This is a genomic window from Pantoea sp. PGP6, assembly GCF_053474785.1.
This window is the reverse complement of record NZ_JBQBMA010000001.1, coordinates 320,802-334,613: the sequence shown is the minus strand read 5'-3', so window position 1 is coordinate 334,613 and position 13,812 is coordinate 320,802. Positions and strand designations below refer to the sequence as shown.

Here is a 13,812-nt window from a genome sequence, read left to right as displayed (position 1 = left end):
GTATGTGTGAGTGCAAACTGCCAGATAAAGATCAAAAACTGATTAAGCAATAATGAGTTAGCGCACTTTTCTGGCATTTATTAGTAATAAGGCTTTATTTTTCAGGTTATTAAACAGGAAGTTTCTTCTGTAAATCAACTGACATATTCAGAATTGCCTGAGTGCAACAGCATAATACACTGGATGCAACGGCCGGTTTTTCACCACTTTGCCAGCGGCTTATGCTGGATTGATCGCATCCAGGGCCTGTTTACAACTATCATTCTGGCAGCCAGGCCATCTTTTGACCTGTTTTATTGATGAAAATGTGTCAGCGCTCTGGTTGTATACTTTCGCTACACTTTCCCCTTTTACAAGTATAGGTGTTTGTCATGAAGCTCACCATCCAGCGTTTAACCGCGCTGACGCCGCAGGACCGCATTGATCTGGCTAAAATCTGGCCGGATCTGGAGATTGATCGTCTGGAACAGCGCCTGAATGAACGGCATCGACTTTATGCGGCACGCTTCAACGATCGCCTGCTGGGCGCGTTACAGCTGGAGATTTCAGGTATTCACGGCAAGATCCAGCGGCTGGCGGTGCGCGATGTCACCCGTCGCCGCGGAGTCGGGCAATATTTGCTGGAAGAGACCATCAGGCAGAACGGGTCATTAGCGGACTGGTGGATGGCAGACGATGGCAGCGACGATCAGCAGGTGCGGGCGGCGTTTATGCAGGCGTGTGGCTTCAGGGCGCAGGCGGATGGCTGGGTATTAGCAGTCGATTAGGCGGGCGCAGAAAACAAAAAGGGCGACATGATAATGTCGCCCCTGAAGGTTACCTTGCGGTATTACGCTTCGATCGCCATGCGCAGTTTTTTCATGGCGTTCTTTTCCAGCTGGCGGACACGTTCCGCTGAGACGCCGTATTGATCGGCTAGCTCCTGCAGCGTGGTTTTGTTGTCTTCATCCAGCCAGCGGGCACGAATGATGTGCTGACTACGCTCATCCAGACCTTCCATCGCATAGCTCAGCTTATCGGCAGCGTGGGCATCCCAGTTATCCTCTTCAATGCCATCGGCAAAGTCAGAGGTTTTATCCTGCAGATAGAGCACCGGCGCCATTGATTTGCCTTCACCGCTCTCATCGTCGGCCGACATATCAAAGGTCATATCCTGCGCCGCCATACGTGATTCCATTTCACGCACGTCTTTACTGCTCACGCCCAGCTCGCGCGCCACCATCTCGACTTCATCCTGGTTGAACCAGCCCAGACGCTGCTTGGTTTTGCGCAGGTTAAAGAACAGCTTACGCTGTGCTTTAGTGGTCGCGACTTTCACGATACGCCAGTTACGCAGCACGTATTCGTGAATCTCGGCTTTAATCCAGTGCACGGCAAATGAGACCAGGCGCACGCCCACTTCAGGGTTGAAGCGACGCACCGCTTTCATCAGGCCGATGTTACCTTCCTGAATCAGGTCAGCCTGCGGCAAGCCGTAGCCGGAGTAGTTACGAGCGATATGAACTACAAAGCGTAGGTGAGACAGGATCAGCGTCTTTGCCGCATCCAGATCGCCCTGGTAATGCAGCCGTTCAGCCAACGCTTTTTCCTCTTCTGCCGATAGCATCGGCCAGGTATTGGCAGCCCGGACGTAAGACTCCAGGTTACCAAGAGGAGCAATAGCTAAAGTTTGCATTTCTTTGGTCATTCAAACCCTCACAAATTCAGTGGAATTGCCGCACATTTCCTTGCGCAGACGATACAGTATGTCAACGTCGCGCGAAATCCGAAAGCAATCTGTGCTACCGGGACAACAAAGTTATCCACAACAACAATTATAGCAGTGAATATTTTACACACAGATGACAGGAAGGGAAGAGGTAATACGTCCTCTGCATCCGGTCTTCGGCAGCAGAGGAGTATTATAACAAAAAAATGTTGCAGGCGTTTACTGGGGCGTAAATCGGCGTAAATGTTGTACCGTCGCCAGCCAGGCGGCCACCCAGCCGATGATCGCGGCAATCAGTAATAACAGCAACGCCTCATCCCAGGAGAATCCCTCCAGTGAGAAGGTGGTGCCGAATACGGTCGCCACGTGGGCCACCACCGACTGTAACCGCAGCACCAGCACTTCTGAAAGCACCAGCGACAGTACCGCGCCGCTGAAGCCCAGCAACGCGCCGCCATACAGGAACGGCCGCAGGATAAAGCCATCGGTCGCGCCAATCAGCTTTTGAACGTTGATGGTATCGCGACGGGCAAAGATGCTGAGCCGTACGCTGTTACCGATCACCAGGAACACCGCCACAATCATCAGCACGCCGATCATTGAGGCAATCTGCCCTACCAGCCCGGTCAGCGCCGCCAGCCGTGCGAACCAGCTGTCGTCCATCCGCACTTCATCCACGCCCTGCACTTTGGTGACCCGATCGCGCAGGCTCTGCATGGTGTCGGAATTCTGGAAATTGAGCTTCGGCGTGATAATCGCCACCGCAGGCAGCGGATTCTGCTCCAGCATATCCATCGCACCGCCAAAGCCTGACCAGTTGCGGAACTCGTTGAGCGCCTCTTCCCGCGTCAGGTAATTGACGTTATCCACGCCATCAACCTGTTTGAGCTGCGCCACCACGTTTTCCGCGGCAGTGTCATCCAGAGCTTTGTCGAGATAGACCGTCAGTTGCGGTGCCGGATACCACTGCGTCGCCGCCTGACTGACGTTTTTCCACACCATATAGCAGACGCTTGGCAGGGTCAGCGAAATGGCGATTACCATCACCGTCAGTAGCGTCGCCAGCGGCTGACGCCACATGTCAGACAGCGTACCGCGCAGCGCGTAGCGCCACTGTTCCTGCCAGCCGCCTTTCAGCGCTTTGCTTTTTGACGGCTGCTGCTTCGCTTTCTGCGCCGTCGGGCGTTTATTGCGTTTATTGACCATAGTGGCCTCCGTGCAGGCGTCCCTGGTTCAGCGTCATGACGCGGTAGTTACGACGGGCGATTAAGCCGTTGTCGTGCGTCGCCATTAATACCGTGACGCCAACGCGGTTGAACTCTTCGAACAGCCGCAGAATGTCTTCCGACAGCGCTTCATCAAGGTTACCGGTTGGTTCATCCGCCAGCAGCACCGCCGGTTTGTTTACCACCGCACGGGCGATACCGACACGCTGCTGTTCACCGCCTGACAGCTGAATCGGGTAACTTTTCGCTTTGTCGAGCAGGCCGACTTTATCCAGCGCTGCTGAGACACGACGACGGATATCTTCGCCGCTGGCTCCGGAGATAATCAGCGGGATCGCCACGTTGTCATACACCGAACGATCCATCAGCAGGTGGTGATCCTGAAAGATCATGCCAATCTGACGGCGCAGGAAAGGCACTTCACTGTTACGCAAGCGGGAAATATCGTGGCCGCTAAACCAGATTTGTCCGGCACTCGGACGCTCAATGCCACAAATCAGCTTCAGCAACGTACTTTTACCGGCACCGGAGTGGCCGGTCAGGAACGCCATTTCGCCGGGACGCAGATGGAAATCCACCCCCTGCAGTGCCTGACGTCCGCCGAGATATGCCTTACTGACCTCTTCAAAGCGAATCATCCTAATTAGTCCTCTCGGGCAAACAGTGCCTCAATAAAATCTTCCGCCTTAAACGGCCGTAAATCCTCGATGCCTTCCCCGACACCGATATAGCGAATCGGAATACCGAACTGATCGGCGACCGAGAAGATCACACCGCCCTTGGCCGTGCCATCCAGCTTGGTCAGCGCGATACCGGTTAAGCCAACCGCTTCATGGAACAGTCTGGCCTGGCTGACCGCATTCTGCCCGGTGCTGGCGTCAAGCGTCAGCATCACTTCATGCGGCGCATCTTCGTCCAGCTTCTTCATTACGCGGGTGATTTTCTTCAGCTCTTCCATCAGGTGTGATTTGTTCTGCAGACGACCGGCGGTATCCGCGATCAGAACATCCACACCGCGTGATTTGGCTGCCTGAATCGCATCGAAGATCACCGAAGCGGAATCCGCACCGGTATGCTGGGCAATCACCGGAATATTATTGCGCTGGCCCCAGACCTGCAGCTGCTCTACCGCAGCGGCACGGAAGGTGTCACCGGCAGCCAGCATCACCGATTTGCCCTCGGCCTGATACTGACGCGCCAGTTTGCCGATGGTGGTGGTTTTACCCACACCGTTGACGCCAACCATCAGAATGACAAACGGCGTTTTGCCGGAGACATCCAGCGGCGCATCGACTTTGGCCAGAATCGAGGCCATTTCCGCTTTCAGCAAGCCGTAGAGCGCTTCTGCGTCACGCAGCTGCTTACGGTTCGCCTGTTGAGTCAGGTGAGTAATGATGCGGCGGGTCGTATCGACGCCGACGTCGGCAATCAGTAACTGCTCTTCCAGCTCATCAAACAGGTCATCATCAATCTTTTTGCCACGGAACAGGCTGATAAAACCGGAACCGAGGTTCTGACGGGTTTTCACCAGGCTGCGCTTCAGGCGAGCAAAGAAGCCCTCCTTGCTGGGACGTTCCTGCTCCTGCGTGATGATTGGCGCAGCGGCTAACGGCAGATCGCTGACGGTATCCGGCACGACATCGGCTTCTTCGCTTTCTGCCAGCGCCAGCGCGTCCAGCTCTTCATCGCTCAGCGGCGCGTCGGCCGGTGGCGTTTCGATGATCTCTGCCTCGCCCAGTGCCAGCGCGTCCAGCTCTTCGTCGCTCAGCGGCGCGTCGGCCGGTGGCGTTTCGATGATCTCCGCATCGCCCAGCGCCAGCGCTTCCAGCTCTTCGTCGCTCAGCGGCACGTCGGCCGGTGGCGTTTCGATGATCTCCGCCTCGCCCAGCGCCAGGGCTTCCAGCTCTTCGTCGCTCAGCGGCGCGTCGGCCTGATGCAGTTCAGCATCAGCCGCTGGTGTGATAACGGCATCAGCCTCGACGACCGGAGCAACGTCAGCCTCCGGCCCCCTCGCCGTTTCCAGTAAGGCTTCCGGGTCAGCCTGAATCGGCTCCGGCTCCGCCAGGGCTTCCGGCGCGGCTTCGTGTGGCGCAGCGGCCGTCACATCCGCATCACGCTGCTGTCCGGCCACCGTTTCGGTGATGGCGACAGTCTCTTCCGCTTGCGCTTCAGCCTGCGTTAAGGTTGCGGCTTGCTGCTCTGACTGCGGCTGAGCAGACTCAGCCGCCTGCTGCGCCTGCTCTTCCGCAGAGGGTTGCTTCTCTTCTTCTTTGCCAAATCCCAGCCAGGAAAAAAAGCCACGTTTTTTCTCTTTTGCCATTGTGTGACTACACTCCTCGATGGCTTTGTCCCGGTCGCACGTCGTTTCCAGGGGTGAATCAATTAAAATTGGCTAACGCCAGACCGGCGTAAAACCGCAGAATACTGCATGACTTCAGCAACTCAGTAGTCTAACACTTTCCAGCCAGCTCACCACAGCACCCTTTTTTAACGTTTCTTCTCACCGATTCGCCCGTTAAACTACGCAACAAATTATGACGAGTTGTGAGCAAGATGACTAAAAACCCCCGCAGTACCGGCGGTGCCGGCCAGATCCGCATCATCGGCGGACAATGGCGCGGACGCAAATTGCCGGTGCCCGATAGTGCCGGACTGCGCCCGACCACCGATCGGGTTCGTGAAACGCTGTTTAACTGGCTGGCGCCGGTACTGCCCGACGCACGTTGTCTCGACTGTTTCGCCGGCAGCGGCGCGTTAGGTCTGGAAGCGCTGTCGCGTTACGCTGGATCGGCTACGCTACTGGAGCTGGAGCGTCCGGTGGCACAGCAACTGATGAAGAATCTGCAGACGCTGAACGCCAGCAACGGCAAAGTGATTCAGACCAATGCCCTCAGCTTTCTGGCCCAGCCGGGCCAACCGTTTGACGTGGTGTTTATCGATCCGCCGTTTCGTCAGGGCCTGCTGGAACAGACGCTGCAGCTGCTGGAACAGAATCACTGGCTGGCAGACGAGGCGCTGATCTACGTCGAAAGTGAAGTGGAAAATGGCGCGCCGCCGGTGCCGCCAGAGTGGAACCTTTATCGCGAGAAAATAGCCGGACAAGTGGCTTATCGTTTATATCAACGTCAACTGGAGACGCAGGATGTTACTTAATTTGGGGCGTCTGTTGATGCTGTGCGTATGGGGTTTTTTGCTGGTTAACGTGGTCCATCCCTACCCGAAACCGCTGACCTACTTCATTAATGTCGCGCTGTTTTTCATGATCATGATGCACGGCCTGCAGCTGGTGTTACTGCGTGCAACGCAGACCAAAGATGCCCCGCCAATCGACCGCCTGACCCAGGTGAAAGTGTTTGTGTTCGGCGTATTTGAGCTGGTCGCCTGGCAGAAAAAGCACTTCCCGCGGAAAAAGTAGTCTTCAGAGCGGGCACCCTGCCCGCTGATTACTGCGCTGGCGTAAAGCTGATAAAGCGCGTCCCCTGCATTTTTAATTCGCCCTTCGCCCCTTTATCCAGCTGATGATACTGCGCTTCCTGAAGCTGCACTTTAATGTCGCTGGCACCGTTAAGCGGATGAAACAGCGCTTCGTAGCGCATCTCTTCTCCGGCAATCACTTCACGCTGACGTGAGCGGCGATTGGGTGCCGGAAACTCCCGTTTGGTTTTAACCTGTGCCGTCAGGGATCGCACCGGAGAGGCGTCATTGACGGCGGTTTCCCGGCGCTGCTTGATGAACTGACGGGTTGCCAGCACGGCGATAATTGCCAGAACGATAATAAAGATTAGCGGTGGTTTGCTCATAATTCTCTCGGGCTTAAAGGGTGCGGATGGCGTTAACTGCGCGGCAAAGCATACAACCAGAGTTGCCTGATTGTCACATCGTCGGGACGTAACCTAAACTGGAAGGGATATTTTGGGATCTTTCACCATTTTGGTTAAAAAAGGGAGAAACAATGCTCTGGTCTTTCCTCGCTGTACTTTTCTCCGGCTGGCTCTACGTTGATGCCACCTATCGCGGTCCGCAATGGCAACGCTGGCTGTTTAAACCGGTCACACTGTTGCTGCTGGTCGGCCTGGCCTGGCAGGCTCCGACGCTGAATACCACTGACTATCTGATTCTGGCCGGCCTGATCGCCACGCTGGTCGGTGATGCGCTAACGCTATTGCCCCGTCAGCAGATGCTCTATGCGATTGGCGCATTTTTCCTGTCGCATCTGCTGTATACCCTCTGTTTTGCCGCCAGCATGACCATGACCTTTTTCTGGCCGATCCCGCTGACGCTGCTGATTATCGGCGTGGTGCTGATTGGCATTCTGTGGAGCAGACTGGAAGATCTGCGCTGGCCGATCTGTACTTTTATCGGCATGACGCTGGTGATGACCTGGATCGCTACTGAGCAATACTTCTTCCGTCCTACCGATTACAGCTTCTCAATCATGGTCGGTGCAGGTCTGCTGCTGCTGGCTAACATTGTCTGGTTTATCAGCCACTATCGCCGTCGTTTCAGTGCCGACAGCGCTATCGTTGCGGCCTGCTACTTTGCCGGTCACTTTATGATTGTCCGTTCACTGTGGGTGATTTAAAAAACTGACCTTGACTCTGGAGTTCACTCCAGAGTGTAGGATAGCGGGATGGGCAGCTTCGTCCATCCCTTTTCCGGAGGTCATATGCATCAACATCACGCCTGTGGCTGCGGTAAACCGCGTGCCAGCCACGCCGCAGCCAAACCCCTGTGCCAGATCCCTCAGTCCCGTCCCCTGACGCTCTCTATTCATGCCGCGACTCCGGTCACGCCGGATAGTGCGGGCTGCTGCTGCGACAGTAACAGCAGTCCCGGCAACGACGCCGATGAGGAAAGTGACCGACGACGCGTCGGCACTCTACCTTATAGCTGGCAGGTCAGCGGGATGGATTGTCCCGGCTGCGCCCGCAGCATTGAAACCGCCGTTCAGCAGGTCGCGGGCGTCACCGAGGCGCGCGTCCTGTTCAGCAGTGAAAAACTGGTGGTCAATGCGGACAGCGACGTGCGCCAGGCGGTGGAGCAGGCGGTCAAAAAAGCCGGCTTCCAGCTCAGTACGCAGACCGAAACGGCAGCCGATGGCCCACGCTGGCAGCATAACCGCATGCTGATTGCGCTGGCGCTGCTGGTGCTCGCCAGTAGCCTGCTCAGCCATTTCGCGCCGCTGTGGGGCGATCGCCTGTTTATTGTCACTACCCTGATCGGCCTGTTTCCGGTGGCGCGCAGCGCCTGGCAACGGCTGCGCAGCGGCTCGCCTTTCACCATCGAAACCCTGATGACGCTGGCCTCAGCGGGTGCGCTGATCATCGGCGCTCACGCCGAAGCAGCGATGGTGCTGGTGCTGTTTCAGCTTGGCGAACAGCTCGAAAGCTATGCCGCCTCGCGGGCGCGCAGTGGCGTGACCCGCCTGATGGCGCTGCGGCCGGAATCGGCGGTCCGTCTTGAGCAGGGTCGGCGCAGCGACGTGCCACTGGCTGCGCTGCAGCCCGGCGATCAGATTGAAGTGTCAGCCGGCAGTCGCCTGCCGGTCGATGGCCGCTTAATCACGCCGCTCGCCAGCTTTGATGAAAGCGCATTAACCGGCGAGTCGCTGCCGGTGACGCGCAGCAGCGGCGAAAAAATACTGGCCGGTGCCACCAGCATTGACCGGCTGGTCACGCTGGAAGTGGTATCGAAACCGGGCGAAAGCGCGATTGACCGGATACTGCAGCTGATTGAAGAAGCAGAAACCCACCGCGCCCCGGTTGAGCGCTTTATCGATCGGTTCAGCCGTCTCTATACGCCGCTGGTGATGATGCTGTCGCTGCTGGTGATGGTGGTGCCCCCGTTGCTCGGCGCGGGAGAATGGCAGCCGTGGATCTACAAGGGCCTGACCTTACTGCTGATTGGCTGCCCCTGTGCACTGGTGATTTCCACGCCGGCAGCGATTACCTCCGGGCTGGCTGCCGCTGCACGTCAGGGCGCGCTGATCAAAGGCGGCGCGGCCTTAGAACGTCTGAGTTCCCTGCGCATGATGGCGTTCGATAAAACCGGCACCCTGACCGTTGGCAAGCCGCAGCTCACCGGGATTCTGCGCTTTGGCGAGACCGGCGAAGCAGAGATGCTGGCGCTCAGCGCGGCAGTTGAACAGGGCGCGACGCATCCACTGGCCAGTGCGATTGTGGCGGCGGCGGCGGCACGCAATCTGGCCATCCCGGCCGCCCGCGATCAGCAGGTTCAGGCGGGACGGGGCATTACGGCGGTGGTCAATGGCCAGCCGATCCGGTTGCTGACGCCCGCGCAGATGACCGGACTGACGGCGCAGCAAACCGAACAGATCACCCAGCGTGAAGCAGCAGGTGAAACGGTGGTGGTGCTGGCCCGCAATGGCGAGGCGCTGGGCGCGCTGGCCTTGCGCGATCAGCTGCGCAGCGATGCGATCGCCGCATTACAGGCGCTGAAAAAACTGGGCATTGAGAGTCTGATGCTGACCGGCGACAACCCGCGTGCAGCGGCAGCCATCGCCCGGCAACTGGGCATTGAGTACCGTGCCAGCCTGTTACCGGCCGACAAGGTGGCGGCGATAGCAGAACTGAGTCAGCAGCAGCCGCTGGCGATGGTCGGGGATGGCATTAACGATGCGCCGGCGATGAAAGCGGCGACGCTGGGGATCGCGATGGGCAGCGGCACCGACGTTGCGCTGGAGGCGGCCGATGCCGCGCTGACGCGCAATCAGCTCAGCAATCTGGCACCGATGATTGTACTGGCGCGCCGTACGCGCCGCATCATTCGTCAGAACCTGACCATTGCGCTGGGGCTGAAGGCGGTATTTCTGGTCACGACCCTGCTGGGACTGACCGGATTGTGGCTGGCGGTGCTGGCGGATTCCGGCGCAACGGCGCTGGTCACCGCTAACGCGCTGCGATTACTGCGCAACCGAAGCTGAAGACGAGCGGCCGGTCAGATGACGGGCCGCGCTGCCAATGGGCACCCAGCGTTACTCCGCCATCCCTTTCTGGATCAGGAACTGATAAGGCAGGTTATCGGTCTGCTGCGCCAGCAGGCGATGCTCCATAAAGCGGCAGAAGCCGGGAATATCGCGGGTGGTGGCCGGATCGTCGGCAATGATCAACAGCGTATCGCCATCCTGCAGGCTGCGAACGGTTTTGCGCACCATCATCACCGGCTCCGGACAACGCAGGCCACGGGCATCCAGTTGATGGTCGGCAGAGGAAAAAGCATCGCTCATAATGGACTCGGTTCAGGTTTGGGGCGCTCATTCTAGCGCGTGGTGCCGTTGACGCAAGGCGATAACGATTGCGCTAAAATTAACCATTGCATAAATAGCACAACGCGGTAAGATGCCGCCGCTTTTTGCTCATAAAACTGCCAGGCGCTGCCCGAACGGCGTCCCGCAATGGGTTCCCTCACCCCAACATTAAAAAGGTTGATTATGCTCGCATTCTCTTCGCGTCAGCGCATGCACGCGCTGTTCTGGTTATCGCTGTTTCACCTGCTGGTGATCACCTCCAGTAACTACCTGGTGCAGCTGCCGATTTCCATTTTCGGCTTCCACACCACCTGGGGCGCGTTCAGCTTCCCGTTTATCTTCCTGGCAACCGATCTGACCGTGCGCATCTTTGGCGCGCCGCTGGCCCGACGCATTATTCTGGCGGTGATGATCCCGGCGCTGTTTATCTCCTATGCCGTTTCTTCGCTCTATTATCAGGGTCAGTGGCAGGGCTGGGCGGCACTGGAACAGGTGAATCTGTTTGTCGCGCGTATCGCCTGCGCCAGCTTTATGGCTTACGCCCTGGGTCAGATCCTCGACGTGCACGTCTTCAACCGTCTGCGCGCCCTGCCGCAATGGTGGATCGCTCCAGGCTGCGCCATGTTCCTCGGCAACATCAGCGATACGCTGGCCTTTTTCTTCATCGCTTTTTATAAAAGCCCTGATGCGTTTATGGCCCAGCACTGGGTGGAGATCGCCCTGGTTGACTACAGCTTCAAGGTGCTGATCTGCATGGTGTTCTTCCTGCCGGCCTACGGCGTATTGCTCAATGCCGCGCTGAAACGCCTGGCTGAGCGCCGTGCCACCAGCCAGATAAATTTCGGCTAACCCGCCATACCGATTTACGCCATTACCCGCTAAGATCTGCTGACAATCATCAGGTTGCGTTTGCAACCTGATTCCTGTTGTATTAACGGCTGACTGGAAACTTAAAAAAGGGATTCTGATGCGCAACCTGGTGAAATATGTAGGAATGGGCTTACTGGTGCTGGGCTTAGCCGCCTGTGACCAGAAGAAAGATGACGCGGCGAATGACAACGGCGTCAGCGCCAGTCAGTCGGCGCAGACCGTGACGCTGATGGATGGCAAACTGAGCTTCTCGCTGCCGCCGGGCATGTCGGACAAGAGCGGCAAGCTCGGTTCACAGACCACCAATATGCACGTGTATGCCGACGAAACCGGTGCGCGCGCGATTATTGTGATTGCCGGTGAGCCGACCAGTGATGGGCTGGACGTGCTGTCACAGCGTATGGAGCAGCAGCAGCGCAACCGCGATCCGCAACTGCAGGTGGTCTCGAACAAAGCGGTCACGCTGAAAGATCAGCCGGCACAGCAGCTGGATACGGTGATTTCTGCCAATAACCAGACCTCATGGTCATCGGTGATTCTGGCCAAAGTCGACGGCAAACTGGTGACGCTGCAGATTACCCTGCCAGGCGACAACCAGCAGCAGGCACAAAGCGATGCCGACAATATTGTGAAGAGTATTGCGCTGAAATAAGGCCGGGCGACTGCCCTGCTGGCTTGCGGCTTCCCCCATCTGGGGGAAGCCGGTTTATCTCACGGTTTCCCGCCTGCGCTTACAATCCTGCGTTCTCACGAATATATTTGCGCGCTTTCACCGCATATTCAAACGGGTTAGCCAGCGCCGGGTCCTGCTCCGCTTCCACCACCATCCAGCCTTTGTAGCCGTAATCGTCGAGGATTTTGAACACCGGTTTGAAATCGATCACGCCATCGCCCGGTACGGTGAAGGTGCCCTTTTTCACCCCTTCCAGGAAGGAGAGATGATTGTCGCGCACCTCGGCGACGACCTCGTCACGCACGTCTTTCAGGTGGACGTGGAAAATGCGCGGCAGATATTTTTCCAGCACCGCCAGCATCTTCTGCTGCGATCCCTCAGAGTAGTAGACGTGACCGGTGTCATACAGCAGGCCAACCTGATCGTCGGTCAGGGCCATAAAGCGGTCTATCTCTTCAGTCGTCTGAATACCGGTCCCCATATGGTGATGCAGCGTGACCCGCATCCCCTTCTCAGCCGCAATCCGCGCCAGTTCGTTATAGCCTTCTGCCGTCAGCTGCCACTCCTCATCACTGAACACCGGTTTCTGCTCAAACACCGCCAGCGTGGTGCCCTGAATACTTTTGCTCTGTTCTGAACAGCCAATCACCCGCGCACCCATCGCATGCAGGAAGTTCATGTGGTTAACGAACTCGTCGATGGTTTTAGCTTTGTCGCCGTTGGCAAAAAAGGTGCTGAACCAGGCGTTGCAGATCTCAATGCCGCGAATGTCGAGCATCGGTTTAAGAATCGCTGGATCGCGCGGATATTTACTGCCGACTTCGCTACCGGTAAAACCGGCCAGCGCCATCTCGCTCACCGTCTGCTGGAAGGTGTTCTCACTGCCGAGATCCGGCATGTCATCGTTGGTCCAGCCAATCGGGGCGATAGCCAGTTTTACATTGTCTTTGTTCATCATTTTATTCCTGAGCCGGGGCGGTCATCCCGCCTGTCTGGGCTGAATTAAGAGTAGAAAGCAGGACGTGGCGGCATCTCTACCGTTTCAATCGCACCGCTGTTTTGCGCTTTGATACAGGCATCGGCGGCCACTGAGGCGGCAAAGCCATCCCAGGCAGACGGACCGGTCAGCGTGCCCGCTTTCACGTCGTTGATGAACGCCTGCAGCTCCACGTCATACGCTTCGATAAACCGATCTTTCCAGTCAACCAGAATGGTGTTCGACAATCGGGCATCTTTACGCAGCTGCACCGACGACGGCTCAGGCAACCGGGCAATGCCCTCTTCCCCAACCACTTCGCACTGGATGTCATAGCCATAGGCGCAGTTGACGAAGATCTCGACGTCGATGCGTACCCCTTTCTGGGTCTCAAACAGTACAATCTGCGGATCTTTCAGTTGGGCATGGGATTTTGAGGTGACGCGCGGGAAGACCACCTGCACCGTTTTATAATCGTCATTGGTCAGCCAGCGCAGCACGTCCAGTTCATGGATCAGCGTGTTGGTGATCGCCATCGGCGTGGTGTAATTTTCCGGCACGGTCGGGTTACGGTGCGCACAGTGCAGCATCAGCGGCTCGCCAATATCCCCGTCGGTAATCACTTTTTTCAGCGCGCGGTAGCCAGCATCGTAAGGGCGCATAAAGCCGACCTGCACCAGCCGTTTGCCGGCCTGGATTTCAGCGTCCACCACCCGGCGACAGCCTTCGGCGCTCATCGCCAGCGGCTTCTCACAGAACACCGGTTTGCCCGCGGCAATCGCAGCTAAGGTGAACTCTTCGTGGGTCGGGTCCCATGACGTCACCAGCACCGCATCCACCTCTGGTGACTGGATCACGTCATGTCCGTTCTGGAACACTTGCGCCTCGATGTTCAGGCGCTGCAGCGCAGCGCGCGCGCCGTCAACGTTGATATCCGAGACGGCAACCACCTGTGCGCCCTGCAACACGTGGTTGCAGCGGCGAATATGTTCCTGACCAATTGCACCTGTACCGATGACGCCAAGTTTCAAAGTCATAATTACACCTGTGTAGGGTTCGTGCTGAGATAAGAGGAAAGGGGCCGTGATCCGG

Annotated in this window: 15 protein-coding genes; 7 read left to right on the top strand and 8 right to left on the bottom strand. The window is 57.4% G+C overall.

Translation table 11 applies throughout. From position 1 onward, the window contains the following. Nucleotides 1-371 precede the first annotated feature (371 nt). Nucleotides 372-767 carry an aspartate 1-decarboxylase autocleavage activator PanM gene (panM, locus tag ACLIBF_RS01535; protein WP_031376709.1) on the top strand — a complete coding sequence of 132 codons (396 nt, stop codon included), beginning with the start codon at nucleotides 372-374 and terminating at the stop codon, nucleotides 765-767. Between the two features lie 62 nt (nucleotides 768-829). Here panM and rpoH read toward each other — a convergent pair whose 3' ends face one another. From rpoH to ftsY, 4 genes are all read right to left on the bottom strand, one after another. After that, nucleotides 830-1,687: an RNA polymerase sigma factor RpoH gene (gene rpoH / locus ACLIBF_RS01530; protein WP_031376708.1), complete on the bottom strand. Its 858-nt coding sequence runs from the start codon at nucleotides 1,685-1,687 to the stop codon at nucleotides 830-832. Between the two features lie 240 nt (nucleotides 1,688-1,927). Further along, complete coding sequence (ftsX, locus tag ACLIBF_RS01525) at nucleotides 1,928-2,914, bottom strand: permease-like cell division protein FtsX (protein ID WP_046289368.1); 987 nt, start codon at nucleotides 2,912-2,914, stop codon at nucleotides 1,928-1,930. Beyond that, nucleotides 2,904-3,572, bottom strand: a complete 669-nt coding sequence (gene ftsE, locus ACLIBF_RS01520; protein ID WP_448309188.1) for a cell division ATP-binding protein FtsE — start codon at nucleotides 3,570-3,572, stop codon at nucleotides 2,904-2,906. Before ftsE ends, ftsX begins: the two co-directional genes overlap by 11 nt. A 5-nt stretch (nucleotides 3,573-3,577) precedes the next feature. Beyond that, on the bottom strand, nucleotides 3,578-5,254 hold the full coding sequence (gene ftsY / locus ACLIBF_RS01515; RefSeq protein ID WP_279809617.1) for a signal recognition particle-docking protein FtsY: 1,677 nt from the start codon (nucleotides 5,252-5,254) through the stop codon (nucleotides 3,578-3,580). Between the two features lie 233 nt (nucleotides 5,255-5,487). Here ftsY and rsmD point away from each other — a divergent pair, with 233 nt between their 5' ends. Both rsmD and ACLIBF_RS01505 read left to right on the top strand, forming a co-directional pair. Further along, complete coding sequence (gene rsmD / locus ACLIBF_RS01510) at nucleotides 5,488-6,087, top strand: 16S rRNA (guanine(966)-N(2))-methyltransferase (protein ID WP_031375238.1); 600 nt, start codon at nucleotides 5,488-5,490, stop codon at nucleotides 6,085-6,087. Then, nucleotides 6,077-6,349, top strand: a complete 273-nt coding sequence (locus ACLIBF_RS01505) for a DUF1145 family protein (protein ID WP_031375239.1) — start codon at nucleotides 6,077-6,079, stop codon at nucleotides 6,347-6,349. The genes rsmD and ACLIBF_RS01505 overlap by 11 nt, the downstream gene beginning before the upstream one ends. 28 nt (nucleotides 6,350-6,377) lie before the next feature. On the opposite strand, the gene ACLIBF_RS01500 is transcribed toward ACLIBF_RS01505, so the two are convergent. Next, nucleotides 6,378-6,734 (bottom strand): DUF2500 domain-containing protein, encoded by a 357-nt coding sequence (locus tag ACLIBF_RS01500; RefSeq protein ID WP_031375240.1) that lies wholly within the window; start codon nucleotides 6,732-6,734, stop codon nucleotides 6,378-6,380. A gap of 152 nt (nucleotides 6,735-6,886) precedes the next feature. Here ACLIBF_RS01500 and ACLIBF_RS01495 point away from each other — a divergent pair, with 152 nt between their 5' ends. Then, nucleotides 6,887-7,516, top strand: coding sequence for a lysoplasmalogenase (locus tag ACLIBF_RS01495; protein WP_031375241.1), 630 nt, complete (start codon nucleotides 6,887-6,889; stop codon nucleotides 7,514-7,516). Nucleotides 7,517-7,600: 84 nt separating this feature from the next. Further along, complete coding sequence (locus ACLIBF_RS01490) at nucleotides 7,601-9,877, top strand: zinc/cadmium/mercury/lead-transporting ATPase (RefSeq protein WP_279809616.1); 2,277 nt, start codon at nucleotides 7,601-7,603, stop codon at nucleotides 9,875-9,877. A gap of 51 nt (nucleotides 9,878-9,928) precedes the next feature. Here the strand turns inward: ACLIBF_RS01490 and tusA are convergent, their stop codons facing one another. Then, nucleotides 9,929-10,180 (bottom strand): sulfurtransferase TusA, encoded by a 252-nt coding sequence (gene tusA, locus ACLIBF_RS01485; protein ID WP_031375242.1) that lies wholly within the window; start codon nucleotides 10,178-10,180, stop codon nucleotides 9,929-9,931. Between the two features lie 204 nt (nucleotides 10,181-10,384). Between tusA and ACLIBF_RS01480 the strand changes: the two genes are divergently transcribed. Together ACLIBF_RS01480 and ACLIBF_RS01475 are read left to right on the top strand one after the other, a co-directional pair. After that, a complete protein-coding gene (locus ACLIBF_RS01480; RefSeq protein WP_031375243.1) occupies nucleotides 10,385-11,050 on the top strand; it encodes a 7-cyano-7-deazaguanine/7-aminomethyl-7-deazaguanine transporter in 666 nt (221 codons plus the stop codon). A 118-nt stretch (nucleotides 11,051-11,168) separates the two neighbouring features. Beyond that, nucleotides 11,169-11,723 (top strand): DcrB family lipoprotein, encoded by a 555-nt coding sequence (locus tag ACLIBF_RS01475; protein WP_031375244.1) that lies wholly within the window; start codon nucleotides 11,169-11,171, stop codon nucleotides 11,721-11,723. 79 nt (nucleotides 11,724-11,802) lie between these two features. Here ACLIBF_RS01475 and iolE read toward each other — a convergent pair whose 3' ends face one another. Both iolE and ACLIBF_RS01465 read right to left on the bottom strand, forming a co-directional pair. Further along, nucleotides 11,803-12,699, bottom strand: a complete 897-nt coding sequence (iolE, locus tag ACLIBF_RS01470; RefSeq protein ID WP_031375245.1) for a myo-inosose-2 dehydratase — start codon at nucleotides 12,697-12,699, stop codon at nucleotides 11,803-11,805. A gap of 47 nt (nucleotides 12,700-12,746) precedes the next feature. Further along, nucleotides 12,747-13,757, bottom strand: a complete 1,011-nt coding sequence (locus ACLIBF_RS01465; RefSeq protein ID WP_069729100.1) for a Gfo/Idh/MocA family protein — start codon at nucleotides 13,755-13,757, stop codon at nucleotides 12,747-12,749. Between the last annotated feature and the right edge of the window lie 55 nt (nucleotides 13,758-13,812).

Coding starts and splice junctions, on each gene's coding strand:
- rsmD (WP_031375238.1), top strand. CDS start 5,488: ATGACTAAAAACCCCCGCAGTACCGGCGGTGCCGGCCAGATCCGCATC.
- ACLIBF_RS01465 (WP_069729100.1), bottom strand. CDS start 13,757: ATGACTTTGAAACTTGGCGTCATCGGTACAGGTGCAATTGGTCAGGAA.
- panM (WP_031376709.1), top strand. CDS start 372: ATGAAGCTCACCATCCAGCGTTTAACCGCGCTGACGCCGCAGGACCGC.
- ACLIBF_RS01495 (WP_031375241.1), top strand. CDS start 6,887: ATGCTCTGGTCTTTCCTCGCTGTACTTTTCTCCGGCTGGCTCTACGTT.
- ftsE (WP_448309188.1), bottom strand. CDS start 3,572: ATGATTCGCTTTGAAGAGGTCAGTAAGGCATATCTCGGCGGACGTCAG.
- ACLIBF_RS01500 (WP_031375240.1), bottom strand. CDS start 6,734: ATGAGCAAACCACCGCTAATCTTTATTATCGTTCTGGCAATTATCGCC.
- iolE (WP_031375245.1), bottom strand. CDS start 12,699: ATGAACAAAGACAATGTAAAACTGGCTATCGCCCCGATTGGCTGGACC.
- ftsX (WP_046289368.1), bottom strand. CDS start 2,914: ATGGTCAATAAACGCAATAAACGCCCGACGGCGCAGAAAGCGAAGCAG.
- ACLIBF_RS01480 (WP_031375243.1), top strand. CDS start 10,385: ATGCTCGCATTCTCTTCGCGTCAGCGCATGCACGCGCTGTTCTGGTTA.
- ACLIBF_RS01475 (WP_031375244.1), top strand. CDS start 11,169: ATGCGCAACCTGGTGAAATATGTAGGAATGGGCTTACTGGTGCTGGGC.
- tusA (WP_031375242.1), bottom strand. CDS start 10,180: ATGAGCGATGCTTTTTCCTCTGCCGACCATCAACTGGATGCCCGTGGC.
- rpoH (WP_031376708.1), bottom strand. CDS start 1,687: ATGACCAAAGAAATGCAAACTTTAGCTATTGCTCCTCTTGGTAACCTG.
- ACLIBF_RS01505 (WP_031375239.1), top strand. CDS start 6,077: ATGTTACTTAATTTGGGGCGTCTGTTGATGCTGTGCGTATGGGGTTTT.
- ftsY (WP_279809617.1), bottom strand. CDS start 5,254: ATGGCAAAAGAGAAAAAACGTGGCTTTTTTTCCTGGCTGGGATTTGGC.
- ACLIBF_RS01490 (WP_279809616.1), top strand. CDS start 7,601: ATGCATCAACATCACGCCTGTGGCTGCGGTAAACCGCGTGCCAGCCAC.